Here is a 12,322-nt window from a genome sequence, read left to right as displayed (position 1 = left end):
ACCGCCATAAAGGCGGTTTATTTTATGAGTAAGAGAAAGAAGGAAATCATGGATGATTTTTTCTAAAAGTCCTTATTTTTTAGGACTATACTATGAGCAAAAAGCGCTAAAATATTTACGCCAACAAGGATTAATATTAATTGCGCGTAATGTCCGATATCCCTGTGGCGAAATTGATCTTATTATGCAAGAAAACAAGACATGGGTATTTGTTGAGGTTCGCTTTAGATATAACACCTCATTTGGTGATGCAATAAGCTCTATTACTACCTCAAAACGGCGTCGTTTATGGCGGACAGCAACGTGTTGGTTAGCACAACGCCAAGAAAGTATCGAGACTTCAGACTGTCGATTTGATGTTTGTGCATTTAATCAACGCCAGTTAATATGGTTAAAAAACATTCTCGATTATACGGAATTTATTCGTTAAATTAGATTATATAGGTCTTAACGTGCTTGATAGAATCAAAGTCTGCTTTACAGAGAGTATCCAAACTCAAATTGCAGCAGCAGAAGCATTACCAGATGCCATTTCCAGAGCCGCCATGATGATGGTTCAATCGTTATTAAACGGCCATAAAATATTAAGCTGTGGAAACGGTAGCTCAGCAGCAACAGCACAGCGATTTGCCGCAAGCATGATCCATCGTTTTGAAACAGAGCGCCCTAGCTTGCCCGCATTATCGTTAAACACAGATAGCGTTGTGATGACTGCAATTATGGGGAATCAGCAACACGATGAAATCTATGCAAAACAAGTGCGCGCATTAGGACAAGCTGGAGATGTACTGCTTGCTATTTCGACACACGGTAACAGTCGAAGCATTATTAAAGCCGTTGAAGCCGCTGTTACACGAGATATGACCATTGTTGCATTAACAGGTTATGATGGCGGAGAGCTTGCCGGATTATTAGGCCCTCAAGACGTTGAAATTCGTATTCCATCTCAACGTACCGTCAGAATACAGGAAGTTCAGATGCTAACAGTCAATTGTCTCTGCGATTTAATTGATAATACATTATTCCCACATCAGGATGACTAAGGAGTTACTATGAAATTGCTTCCTATCACCGCAGTGCTGTGTTCTGCACTTTTACTGCAAGGTTGTATCGGCGCAGCTGTTGTCGGCACTGCCGCAGTTGCGGGTAAAACTGCAACCGATCCTCGCTCATTAGGGCAACAAGTTGACGATGGTACCTTGGAAGCACGTGTTTCTGGTGCTCTAAACAAAAACGAACAGATCAAGAAAAGCAATTCACGTATTGTGGCTACCGCTTATCAAGGCAATATTCTGTTAACAGGTCAAAGCCCTGATATGTCTGTTGCCAATACGGCTAAACAAGTCGCAAGTAAGGTTGAAGGGGTGAATAACGTCTATAACGAAGTTCGCCAAGGCGAGCCTGTGACATTAGGCACTGCGTCTTCAGACACATGGTTAACAACCAAAGTTCGCTCTCAAATTTTAGGCAGTGATTCAGTCAAATCATCGTCAGTAAAAGTGATCACTGAAAATGGTGAAGTGTTCTTATTTGGTATTTTAACTCGCCAAGAAGGAGCGGCTGTTGCGAAAATAGCCAGTGAAACCAAAGGGGTTGTTAAAGTTACCACCGCATTTACTTACCTTAACTGATCACATTACTAATCTCGTTTTTGTATTATTCTGACAGTATCGGTCTTTGTGAATAATGACCGACACTGTCAGTTTCTTTCTCGACTAAAACTCGCCTTTACTCAACAAGCTGTTAGCGTCTTAACATCCCTTTATCGATGATAAAATCGATAATAGTTTCCAAGCCTACTTTTTCTTTTAAGTTGGTGAAAACATAAGGTTTCACAGGACGCATTCTAGCAGTATCAGCTTCCATCACTTCTAATGAGGCGCCAACATAAGGTGCTAAATCGATCTTGTTGATCACCAGCAGATCAGAATGAGTAATACCAGGGCCTCCTTTACGTGGAATTTTTTCCCCTTCGGCCACATCAATCACGTAAATGGTTAAATCAGCAAGCTCTGGACTAAATGTCGCACTTAAGTTATCACCGCCACTTTCCACAAAAACGATATCAAGATTTTTGTGGCGCATTGCTAACTCTTCAACCGCAGCAAGGTTCATTGAGGCATCTTCACGGATAGCAGTATGAGGACAACCTCCTGTTTCGACACCAATAATACGGTCGGCATCTAATGCTTCAGCACGCGTTAAGATCTTGGCATCTTCTTGGGTATAAATATCGTTAGTTACAACCGCGATTTCATAAGTGTCGCGCATTGCTTTACAAAGAACTTCTAACAGTGCTGTTTTTCCTGATCCAACAGGGCCTCCAACACCAATACGTAGTGGTTGATTATATTCTTGCATATAGATTTCTCATGAACGAAAAAGTCGAGTGTATTGTGTTTCATGACGACTACTGGCAATGATTTGCGCGGGTGTAAAGCTCCCAATATCTTCAGTGGGCCAATATGCAGACTGCTCAACAATCTCAGGGATCTGCTCTGTTAATGTAAACAGTATTTTCTGCCCCGCACTTTGCCCTAATGGGATCAATTTCACGCCTGACATCACCGTGTTTTCAAGCCACCCCCAAGCGTATGCACAACATAACTTTTCAACGGAAATATTCCATTTCACAGCCGCTAACGCAAATGCCATCAGTTGTGTCTGTTTTACACAGGCTTGTAAGGTTTCATCTAACTCAATATCTAATTGAGGAAGTAAACGAGCGAAAGCAATACCGCGTTGGCGCTCTTCTTGCCGTAATTCTTTAGTTTCACGACTTGCGATAATAAAATCACACCAATACTTCACTTCACTCATTTTGGCTTGTGCTAAATTTTCTTGTAATCGCCGTAAGATAGGGAGCTCTAACGTCGCTAAATTACCCGTCATTTGAGTACTTAACCAAGCCGTTAACGTTTGAGGACAACAAACCCAACCTTTTTCAATTGCCCATTCTAACCCTTGAGAATAAGTAAACGATCCCACCGGTAAAGAAGGACTGACTAATTGATATAAGCGTAGATCTGCAAGCATCAATAGGCTCCCTTATTCAAATAATTAGTGATGATGATGGTGATCGTCATGAGCGTGATGATGATGTCCACCAGACGATCCACCATAAGCACCCGGCTCAGGTTGATATTTTTCCAACCCCACAACCACATTGGCGCCCAAGCCTCTCGCCATATCATCTAAAACATGATCGTGAAAATAACGACACCAACCCGCTTCAATTTGTAATGGAACATGACGATTGCCTAAGTGGTAACAAACTCGAGCCAATAGCAGCGGATCGTCACTATACACGGTTGAAACTTGCTCTTTTGCGGCTTCAATTGTGACTAGCGTATTATCTTCTGACAGTAAAATATCGCCCTCTTTTAGCACCGTACCACGGGGTAAAAATAACCCTGCTTCTTGCCCATCACTTAATGTCACTTTTAAACGACTTTTGGTTCTTTCATCCATCGTTAAGCACAGAATAAGAGGCGGTTGTTCAGGTGTTGCTATTTCAACTGCTTTTTGTTGATCAATAAGTTGAGTAAATCTTTTCATTCTCTATATTCTCAATAAATCTGCATCAAAAGAGGAAATAGCGTTGTGCCATCGGTAATTGTGTTGCGGGTTCACACACTAATGGCACACCATCTGCTTTCACAATATAGGTTTGTGGATCTAGCTCAATATGTGGCACATAGCTATTGTGGATCATCGATGCTTTTGTCACGCTACGACAACCTTGGACACGGCCAATCAAGCTCTTCAAGCCCAGCTTTTCTGGCACACCGGCTTCAATGCCCGCTTTTGACATAAAGATCATTGACGTTTGGTATTTCGCTTTACCTAAACACGCATACATTGGGCGATAATGCACAGGCTGAGGCGTTGGAATAGCCGCATTAATATCCCCCATTGGGGCATAAGCCACCATGCCACCTTTCATGATCAATGCGGGTTTCACACCAAAGAAAGCAGGATCCCATAAAACCAGATCAGCCAACTTCCCTTTTTCAATAGACCCCACTTCATGTGCAATACCATGCGCTAAAGCAGGATTGATAGTGTATTTCGCCACATAGCGTTTAATGCGACAGTTATCACTTTCAGCAGTGTCACCTTCTAATATGCCGCGTTGTAATTTCATTTTGTGCGCACATTGCCAAGTACGAAGAATAACTTCACCTACGCGCCCCATTGCCTGTGAGTCTGACGACATAACAGAAATAGCACCCATATCATGTAAGATATCTTCCGCAGCAATAGTTTCGCGACGAATACGAGATTCAGCAAAGGCCACATCTTCAGGAATAGAAGGATCAAGGTGATGGCAAACCATTAACATGTCGAGATGTTCATCTACCGTGTTAATGGTATAAGGCATTGTTGGATTTGTTGAAGCAGGTAAAATATTCGGCTCACCGACTGATTTAATTACATCGGGTGCGTGCCCACCACCCGCCCCTTCTGTGTGGAAAACGTGGATCACACGGCCCGCTATCGCTTTTACAGTTTCTTCATAAAAACCACCTTCATTTAAGGTGTCAGAATGAATAGCAACTTGCACATCCATTTCATCGGCAACATTAAGGCAGTTATGAATTGCCATCGGCGTTGCACCCCAATCTTCATGAATTTTTAGACCAATAGCACCCGCCTCAATTTGCTCGCGAACCGCTTCTGGTTGACTGACACAACCTTTGCCGAATAACCCCACATTAATAGGCAATTCATCAACGGCTTCTAACATGCGGTGCATGTTCCAAATACCTGGCGTTACTGTCGTTGCATTCGTTCCAGCCACAGGCCCTGTACCACCACCAATAAATGTGGTGACACCAGAGACTAAACCTTCTTGTGCTTGTTGAGGGCAGATAAAGTGAATATGTGTATCAACGCCACCAGCGGTAACTATTTTACCTTCGCCCGCAACCACTTCTGTGGCCGGCCCTACAACAATATCCACATTAGGTTGTACATCCGGATTACCCGCTTTACCAATCCCCACAATACGACCATCTTTAATACCGATATCGGCTTTTACGATCCCCCAATGGTCTAAAATAATGGCGTTAGTGATAAGTACATCGACACATTCAGCATTAACGACTTGGCTCTGCCCCATACCATCGCGAATAACTTTACCACCACCAAACTTGACCTCTTCGCCATAAGTGGTGAAGTCTTTTTCAATTTCAAGAAAGAGCTCAGTATCAGCTAATCGCAGACGATCACCTGTTGTTGGCCCGAACATATCTGCATAAGCTTGACGTGAGATAGTTTTCATTTTTTCTCACTCTCCAATTTACCCATCACTTTGCCGTGAAAACCATAAATTTCACGTTTTCCTGCAAAAGCCACTAATTCAACGGTACGGCTTTGACCGGGTTCAAAACGAACCGCCATACCTGCTGGAATATTTAAACGAAAACCCAATGTACCTTCTCGCTCAAATCTCAGCGCATCATTTACTTCATAGAAATGATAATGAGAACCCACCTGCACGGGTCTATCACCGTGATTAGCAACTTGTATTGTTTTTGTCTCTCGGCCAGCATTAAGCTCAATATCGCCTAACGTTTGGTTAACTCTAATTTCACCGGGTATCATGTTGTTACCTACACAATAGGATCATGGATAGAAACAAGTTTTGTACCATCAGGGAATGTACATTCCACTTGAATGTCTTTTATCATTTCTGGTACACCTTCCATGACTTGTTCTGCTGCCAAAACTGAGCGTCCTTCACTCATTAATTGGGCAACCGTTTTACCTTCTCTCGCCCCTTCCATAATGGCGCAACTGATAAGTGCAACCGCTTCAGGATAATTAAGCTTGAGCCCTTTCGCTAAACGTCTTTCAGCAACAAGGCCCGCTGTAAAAAGCAGTAATTTATCTTTTTCTCTTGGTGTTAATTCCATTTCTGCTCCTAAAATTAACGATTATGTCGCCCATATACGAGGCGGCTCAGGGCAATACCCTAACCAGTGTTGTCTGACGGTTTGCCAAACTTGAACAAAACACGCCATCATCGGCTCTGTTTGAGAGCCTAATAACCGTAAAACTAAAATACCGTCTATATCTGTTAAGCCATATTCAATGGCATGATCGTAAGAAGCTGAGAAAGCCTCGATACTTTGTTGAATACTGTTTTTTAATTCGTCCGTTGCGGGATAAATATAAAGCGACCCCAACATGGGAAATTCACGCATTGCGGCCGATCTTTTTTGTAAACCATCAACAAAAAGCGATTCTGTTAATGTCAGCTTTTCATCAATATAGAAATTAAAACGTCCTTTAACACTGCCATTTTCGAACCATTCATTTAAAACAGGGCGGCCAAAGCATTGGATTTCCCAGCCAATAAATCTCGACGTAGTTGCAATATGAATATGCGTTTCTAGGCGAACTTGGGCTTCAGGAAAAAAGATATTCTCCTGAGGAAGCCACTCTAAAAAACCATTCGGTGCGACCTTTAATGTTTGAATCTGATGAGCCACCCCACCAGCACTACGGTAAAACTTAGTCGCCCCAGGTGTTGTGAGCAATGCGTGCGCTTGGGATTGCACATCAATATTAATCAATAGGTTATCGCCACCAACCACACCGCCTGGGGGATGAAGTAAATAAGTGTGTGCAATACCTTGCTCAGGATAAAAAGGACGCTGAACCATTAATGGGCCGATATGACGCTTTTCTGTAAGACGCGTGACTCCGCGTTTCACTTCATAGCGTAAAGCGATTTCAGCAAGCCAACCCTTCCCTGAAAAGTCAGACATACTCACTCCTGCCAACTCGGCAAAATTATCAATAAATCAGGAAAATGTGTGAATAATACAGCGCTATCCATAAGATTGAGTCATTCAAAAACAAATAGAAAATAAGCTAATGAATGTTGGATAGGGTGTGGATAAAAGACAAACAGTGATATCCTAAGAACAGAATAATCGCCTTTGTCTGTGACGCGCGATTCTACACCTTATTAAGAAAAATGCGTTTTGAATAAATAACAATTTATTTAGAAAAAATAACACTGTTTAAAATAAATGTAAAAAATGAACAAATATCTATATTGTCTTGTTTTATCAACAAGATTATATTCTGTTTCACTCTTATTCTGCTTTGCATGACAACACTAATTTAAACTAGAATAATCTTTCTATTTATTATTCTAGACGTGGCTTATCAGTTTATACAACTAATGAGCTAATTTTGAGTATTGTTCATTTAAGCAAGATGAATGCTTAACTTGCCTACGGTATATCGAAGATCATGGAATACAAACACATCCTGTCCTCTAACCAAATGTCTTTAAAAACGTTTTACATCGAAAACCCGATGATAGCGATGGTTAGTGGCGCAAAAGGTACGATTTGCATCAATGGGCAATCTATTGATGTATCTAGTCATTTAACGCTTATTATTCCGAAATACAGTCAAGTGTCTTGCGATATAGTGAATCAATTTACGCATAAATCGATTGAACTACACACTCTTGTATTATGTGAAACAGAACTTCAATCTGTTTTCTCTTTACTAAAACCTTTAATAAAATCTAGCTCACCACTGACAAGCCATCTTCCTGCTTACCATTTATCGACGCCTGAAGTGATAAAAAGTAATTTTGGAATTTTAAAACAATGCTTACCACTACCACATGGCTCTCCATCTCAAGAAACCATGTTTATGCAGCAATGTTTATTTTTTATTTTGATGGCGGTATATCAAGAAGGCATCGATATTTTAAATATCTTCCGATTTAACTATGATGAGCCTAAAAATCAGGCAATTACGCATTTAATTACGCAAGATCCGCAAAAAAAATGGCATTTAGAAGATGTCGCTAAAACGCTTTTCACAACGCCATCAACATTACGCCGACATTTAAGCAAAGAAGGCGTTTCATTCTGCCAGTTATTGCTTGATGTCAGAATGGGGATTGCATTAAATTATCTCACGTTTTCTAATTACACTGTTTTTCAAATAAGTCATCGCTGTGGTTTTGGCAGTAATGCCTATTTTTGCGATGCTTTTAAGCGCAAATACGGCATGACACCTTCACAATTTCGCGTGCAGTCTCGCCAATCTAACGATCCTTCTGCAATAACGAAACTATCAGAAAAGATTGCTGAACCTAATAGAAAAATATTTCAAACCTTATAGAGTTATGACAAATTATTTTTCTTTAAAAAGCTAATTCCACCCATTAGTCGCATCTGATTTAAGATCCACTGTTGTCGTTTTAGGGTGTAAGCAGAAGGTTTATTTACATGATAAATATGCGGATTAGGTAATACTGCGGCTAATAATGCAGCTTCATAACTTGTAAGTTGTTTTGCGGGCTTTCTAAAATAGTGTTGAGAAGCCTGCTCTACGCCAAAGATCCCATCACCAAACTCAACAATATTTAGATATACCGTTAAAATACGTTTTTTTGACCAAATAAGCTCGACAACTGGCGTCATTCCGGTCTCGAGACCTTTTCTAATCCAACTACGACCATCCCATAAAAAAAGATTTTTGACCGTTTGCTGAGAAATAGTCGATGCTCCACGTAATGTTTTACCATTGTTATAATTTTTTTTGAAAACTTTCTCAATAGCATCAAAATCAAATCCCCAATGTTTGGGGAAATTTTGATCTTCAGATGCAATAACGGCTAAATACATCACAGGAGCTATCTCTTTCTCACTGACCCAAGTGGAATGTGATACATAAGAAAAATCAAACTCACTCCAAGCAGAAATTTGTCTTTGAGCCATAACAGCAGAAAAAGGCACAGGTAAAAAAGAAAACAGCACAACTGTTAACAACCATAAAGCAATTAAAATAATTAATAGTTTCTTTAACTTTCTCACCAGTACCATCTGCTGTTTTTACCTACTCTTTATGCCATCTCAAGGACTTTCTTAACCAGTTTCTCAATCCCCACCTGTGCTTGTGCTATAGATTGTGCAAGCATATACGCAGGCGTAGTGACAACACGATATTTTTCATCGACAACGATATCATCAACAGGACAATCTATATGGACACCCCCCATCTTTTCAATTGTACGAGCGGTCTCCACGTCATTTCCAATTGTTAATTTTACTGGAGAATTTAACATTTTTGGTAACATTACAGGCGCAATACACATTAGCCCCAATGGTTTATTTTGCTGATGTATCGCTTGTACAAATCTTAAGAGATCTTTGTTAATTTCACAGTCACTTCCTTTTGTTGCGAAATTACACAAATTCTTAGCAGCACCAAAACCACCAGGAATAATAACAGCATCAAAGTTTTCAGCCTTTGCCTCTGATAAAGGGGATATTTTACCACGAGAAATACGAGAAGATTCTTCCATCATATTCCTTTTTTCTGATTTTTCTTCACCTGTAATATGATTAATTACAGTTGGTTGTAATTCATTAGGTGAAAAATAATGAACTTCAGCATTATTTTGGCTCAAAGCAAGCATTGTGAGCACTGATTCATGGATTTCACTCCCATCGAATACACCACAACCACTTAAAATTACCGCAATTGATTTCATATCTTTCTCCGTTTGTAGTAGATTACTAGTTACCCATTTATAGGTGTAAACACCAATCGGCATCACATATTTAAATGTTTCTTGTAACAAAAAAACTTATCTTTGCTATTTTGTTGCATGTATGATGTATGGAATAGTTTCATCCTATTCGCCTATGTAATGAGAATCAAAAAAAGCGGATAGAAAAGTTTCCCTGGTGTTGGCGCAGTATTCGCGCACCCCAACCTTCGGTTGGGGTTATTTTTTTCTAGCCCCTGCTAACCAGTTTCTTAAACTTTCCACATCCTTTCTCCAATCCTTTCCTAGCTCATCTACCCACTCTTGCACATTGTCCCACCAAGCAGGTAATTCCGGTGATTGGATCTGTTTAGCGAGTTGCTGTAAATGTTTTAAACCAATAGAACCTGCTGCACCTTTGATTTTATGTCCTTCCTCAGTGATGCCTTTCTGATCGCGCGCGGTCAGATTAGATTCAAGAACTGACATATAACTTGGCATCATCTTTTCAAAAACATCTAGACCATCAGTGATTAATTGAGGTCCTACGAGTTCGATGTACTGATTCAGCATGTCTATATCTAATAATTCTTCATTTTTATTCAACAATTCCGATGACTCATTACATGGCATAGAAACCGCACCATCTCCCCAGAATTTATTGATAATCGCGGTAAGTGCGTCCACAGAAAGTGGTTTGCTTAGCACATCATTCATTCCCGCATCCAAATACTCTTTTTTGTCTTTCAAAACATTTGCTGTTAAAGCGATAAGAGGAGGAAGTTCATTGCTGTCGAATTCTTGACGTAATTTTCTTGAAATATCGAACCCTGTCATATCGGGTAATTGAATGTCTAATAGCACTAAGTCATATTCATCAGGCTTAAACATCGATAACGCTTCTTGCCCTGTCATTGCTACATCAACGGTATTACCCAGTTTTTCTAAAACAGAACAGGCCACGATCACGTTAAGTTCAATATCTTCTACAAGCAGAATATTTAAAGCAGGTAATAAGAGCTCATCATCACTATCGATATTGTGATGTTCTTCAATAGCAGGAGCGACGATAGAGAGGGTAAAGGTAGACCCCTCACCTAACTCACTCTCAACACGAATATCACCGCCCATATGCTGTGCTAGGCGTTTTGAGACAGCAAGTCCGATACCCGTTCCCGTTGCAGAACGACCACCTTGACTATCATTGACTTGATAGTACATGGCAAAGATCTTCTCAAGCTCACTTTTAGGAATACCAATCCCGCTATCTTTCACTTCAAAGAACAACTTATCTGGCGCTTCTTGCCAAATACGCACTTTGATTTCACCTTCTTGAGTAAACTTCACCGCGTTACCAATGAGATTCCATAAAATCTGACGTAATCGAGTCCCATCAGAAGTTATCTTATGCGGTAGCGTTTCTTCTGCTTCAAGCGTAAATTTCAATCCTTTTGGCTGTACTAACAGTCCAGACAGATTTTCTAAATCAGAAATAAATTCAGTGAAGTCAATTGGCTGGTTATCTAACTGAATTTTTCTACGCTCAATTTTATCCATCTCAATCACGTCATTAAAAATATTACCCAACGTAATCGCACTCACATGGATAGTTTTTAAGTAATTGAGTTGTTCTGGTGAAAGTTCGGTATCCAATAAGATACGGCTTAATCCAACAATACCATTTAGCGGTGTACGCAATTCATGGCTGATGGTTGAGATAAAGGTGGTTTTATCACGACTCGCATTCTCTAACGCGTCTTGATAGCGCTTACGCTCTGTAATGTCACGTCCAAAACCCATTAAGCCATGACGCTTACCAATACGGTCATAAAACGGCACTTTACGTAATTCAAAACAGGCTTTTCGCCCATCAGGGTAAACCAGCCACTGCTCATAGGTAAGTGAGACATTGTGACGAAAAACTTTCTCATCGGTTTCCATCACTTTTATCGCAATATCTTCGTCATACACATCAAGCGGTGTTAAACCAATAAGCTGCTTCTCACTTTTACCTGTCAGTAATTCTGTTGCGCGGTTACATCCTGAAAATTCATTATCTTCATTACGGTAATAAACTAAATCAGGAGAAGCATCTAGAAATGAGCGTAAAAGTGAGGATTGTTGTTCAAGCTCGATTTGCGTCAATTCACGACGCTTCATTTCACTTTTTAGTTTTTCTAGTAGTTCAAGGTGCGCTTTTTCAACTTTTTCACGCTCTTGAATTTCCAAGTTTAATTGCTCAATATTCTCTTTTAATTGAGAGTTAAGCTCTAAGTCTCGCTGGCGCATTACGCCTAGTTTATCCACCATACGAGATAAACGACGTCGTGATTCTTCCAGTTGTTCAACGACAACTGAAAGAAAATAGACAGCCCAAGGCGTAATAATCAGTCCAAAGAAAATAGAGCGAACAAGGTCAATACTGGTAACATCACCTGCAAGCAAGAATGTCACCGCCATTTGAACAACCATCGCTAAAACAACTAATGCAGAAGCTAACAACAATGAGAAGCGAATTAGCCCCAGCCTCATCATTAAGTCAACGTAGTATTGGGCAAGCCCTTTGAGCAATTTCATTGAAAACTCCAATATATTGAATCTATGGAATGATAACCCAAAAATGAATTGGCGCAGTGGCGAACATTCAGAAATCTTGCTACGAACCGTTATTTCTCATTACTTTGTTTGATTTAATCCTCTATTTTCTCTCAACAAGCCTATCTAGGACATGTACATTCATAAGGATAATACAAAACCAAGTAACATAATCGATAGCTATACCCTCGA

The 12,322-nt window shown here is 40.2% G+C and carries 14 protein-coding genes; 4 read left to right on the top strand and 10 right to left on the bottom strand.

Annotation, left to right across the window (positions count from 1 at the left end; translation table 11 throughout):
* Nucleotides 1–52 precede the first annotated feature (52 nt).
* The 3 genes from H1225_RS00665 to dolP are packed head-to-tail and all read left to right on the top strand — an operon-like array spanning nucleotide 53 to nucleotide 1,631.
* Nucleotides 53–430: a YraN family protein gene (locus H1225_RS00665; protein ID WP_109848412.1), complete on the top strand. Its 378-nt coding sequence runs from the start codon at nucleotides 53–55 to the stop codon at nucleotides 428–430.
* Between the two features lie 22 nt (nucleotides 431–452).
* Nucleotides 453–1,043, top strand: a complete 591-nt coding sequence (gene diaA / locus H1225_RS00660) for a DnaA initiator-associating protein DiaA (protein WP_004245257.1) — start codon at nucleotides 453–455, stop codon at nucleotides 1,041–1,043.
* Nucleotides 1,044–1,052: 9 nt separating this feature from the next.
* Nucleotides 1,053–1,631, top strand: coding sequence for a division/outer membrane stress-associated lipid-binding lipoprotein (gene dolP / locus H1225_RS00655; protein WP_036933029.1), 579 nt, complete (start codon nucleotides 1,053–1,055; stop codon nucleotides 1,629–1,631).
* A 112-nt stretch (nucleotides 1,632–1,743) separates the two neighbouring features.
* On the opposite strand, the gene ureG is transcribed toward dolP, so the two are convergent.
* Genes ureG through H1225_RS00620 form a run of 7 tightly spaced genes read right to left on the bottom strand, consistent with a single transcriptional unit; the run spans nucleotide 1,744 to nucleotide 6,779 of the window.
* Nucleotides 1,744–2,361 carry an urease accessory protein UreG gene (ureG, locus tag H1225_RS00650; RefSeq protein ID WP_006535303.1) on the bottom strand — a complete coding sequence of 206 codons (618 nt, stop codon included), beginning with the start codon at nucleotides 2,359–2,361 and terminating at the stop codon, nucleotides 1,744–1,746.
* A 9-nt stretch (nucleotides 2,362–2,370) separates the two neighbouring features.
* Complete coding sequence (locus tag H1225_RS00645; protein ID WP_161669219.1) at nucleotides 2,371–3,036, bottom strand: urease accessory protein UreF; 666 nt, start codon at nucleotides 3,034–3,036, stop codon at nucleotides 2,371–2,373.
* A gap of 24 nt (nucleotides 3,037–3,060) precedes the next feature.
* Nucleotides 3,061–3,558 (bottom strand): urease accessory protein UreE, encoded by a 498-nt coding sequence (ureE, locus tag H1225_RS00640; RefSeq protein WP_006535305.1) that lies wholly within the window; start codon nucleotides 3,556–3,558, stop codon nucleotides 3,061–3,063.
* A gap of 25 nt (nucleotides 3,559–3,583) precedes the next feature.
* Nucleotides 3,584–5,287 carry an urease subunit alpha gene (ureC, locus tag H1225_RS00635; RefSeq protein WP_006535306.1) on the bottom strand — a complete coding sequence of 568 codons (1,704 nt, stop codon included), beginning with the start codon at nucleotides 5,285–5,287 and terminating at the stop codon, nucleotides 3,584–3,586.
* Complete coding sequence (locus H1225_RS00630) at nucleotides 5,284–5,610, bottom strand: urease subunit beta (RefSeq protein ID WP_006535307.1); 327 nt, start codon at nucleotides 5,608–5,610, stop codon at nucleotides 5,284–5,286. Before H1225_RS00630 ends, ureC begins: the two co-directional genes overlap by 4 nt.
* A gap of 8 nt (nucleotides 5,611–5,618) precedes the next feature.
* Entirely contained in the window at nucleotides 5,619–5,921 is a 303-nt protein-coding gene (locus H1225_RS00625) for an urease subunit gamma (protein WP_006535308.1), read from the bottom strand.
* A gap of 21 nt (nucleotides 5,922–5,942) precedes the next feature.
* On the bottom strand, nucleotides 5,943–6,779 hold the full coding sequence (locus H1225_RS00620; protein WP_006535309.1) for an urease accessory protein UreD: 837 nt from the start codon (nucleotides 6,777–6,779) through the stop codon (nucleotides 5,943–5,945).
* A 493-nt stretch (nucleotides 6,780–7,272) separates the two neighbouring features.
* Between H1225_RS00620 and H1225_RS00615 the strand changes: the two genes are divergently transcribed.
* The gene (locus H1225_RS00615; RefSeq protein WP_072063753.1) at nucleotides 7,273–8,163 is read left to right on the top strand and encodes an AraC family transcriptional regulator; all 891 of its coding nucleotides are present in this window, start codon (nucleotides 7,273–7,275) and stop codon (nucleotides 8,161–8,163) included.
* A 2-nt stretch (nucleotides 8,164–8,165) separates the two neighbouring features.
* Here H1225_RS00615 and mtgA read toward each other — a convergent pair whose 3' ends face one another.
* From mtgA to arcB, 3 genes are all read right to left on the bottom strand, one after another.
* The gene (gene mtgA / locus H1225_RS00610; RefSeq protein ID WP_072063754.1) at nucleotides 8,166–8,867 is read right to left on the bottom strand and encodes a monofunctional biosynthetic peptidoglycan transglycosylase; all 702 of its coding nucleotides are present in this window, start codon (nucleotides 8,865–8,867) and stop codon (nucleotides 8,166–8,168) included.
* Nucleotides 8,868–8,887: 20 nt separating this feature from the next.
* Nucleotides 8,888–9,538 (bottom strand): isoprenoid biosynthesis glyoxalase ElbB, encoded by a 651-nt coding sequence (gene elbB, locus H1225_RS00605; RefSeq protein WP_109399352.1) that lies wholly within the window; start codon nucleotides 9,536–9,538, stop codon nucleotides 8,888–8,890.
* Nucleotides 9,539–9,775: 237 nt separating this feature from the next.
* Nucleotides 9,776–12,112: an aerobic respiration two-component sensor histidine kinase ArcB gene (gene arcB / locus H1225_RS00600; protein WP_072063756.1), complete on the bottom strand. Its 2,337-nt coding sequence runs from the start codon at nucleotides 12,110–12,112 to the stop codon at nucleotides 9,776–9,778.
* Between the last annotated feature and the right edge of the window lie 210 nt (nucleotides 12,113–12,322).

Source organism: Proteus penneri (assembly GCF_022369495.1).
GTDB lineage: Bacteria > Pseudomonadota > Gammaproteobacteria > Enterobacterales > Enterobacteriaceae > Proteus > Proteus penneri.
Note: the sequence above shows the minus strand (reverse complement) of the source record. Positions and strands in the feature narration are given on the sequence as shown.

Coding starts and splice junctions, on each gene's coding strand:
- H1225_RS00665 (WP_109848412.1), top strand. CDS start 53: ATGATTTTTTCTAAAAGTCCTTATTTTTTAGGACTATACTATGAGCAA.
- dolP (WP_036933029.1), top strand. CDS start 1,053: ATGAAATTGCTTCCTATCACCGCAGTGCTGTGTTCTGCACTTTTACTG.
- ureG (WP_006535303.1), bottom strand. CDS start 2,361: ATGCAAGAATATAATCAACCACTACGTATTGGTGTTGGAGGCCCTGTT.
- H1225_RS00645 (WP_161669219.1), bottom strand. CDS start 3,036: ATGCTTGCAGATCTACGCTTATATCAATTAGTCAGTCCTTCTTTACCG.
- ureE (WP_006535305.1), bottom strand. CDS start 3,558: ATGAAAAGATTTACTCAACTTATTGATCAACAAAAAGCAGTTGAAATA.
- ureC (WP_006535306.1), bottom strand. CDS start 5,287: ATGAAAACTATCTCACGTCAAGCTTATGCAGATATGTTCGGGCCAACA.
- H1225_RS00630 (WP_006535307.1), bottom strand. CDS start 5,610: ATGATACCCGGTGAAATTAGAGTTAACCAAACGTTAGGCGATATTGAG.
- H1225_RS00625 (WP_006535308.1), bottom strand. CDS start 5,921: ATGGAATTAACACCAAGAGAAAAAGATAAATTACTGCTTTTTACAGCG.
- H1225_RS00620 (WP_006535309.1), bottom strand. CDS start 6,779: ATGTCTGACTTTTCAGGGAAGGGTTGGCTTGCTGAAATCGCTTTACGC.
- H1225_RS00615 (WP_072063753.1), top strand. CDS start 7,273: ATGGAATACAAACACATCCTGTCCTCTAACCAAATGTCTTTAAAAACG.
- mtgA (WP_072063754.1), bottom strand. CDS start 8,867: ATGGTACTGGTGAGAAAGTTAAAGAAACTATTAATTATTTTAATTGCT.
- elbB (WP_109399352.1), bottom strand. CDS start 9,538: ATGAAATCAATTGCGGTAATTTTAAGTGGTTGTGGTGTATTCGATGGG.
- arcB (WP_072063756.1), bottom strand. CDS start 12,112: ATGAAATTGCTCAAAGGGCTTGCCCAATACTACGTTGACTTAATGATG.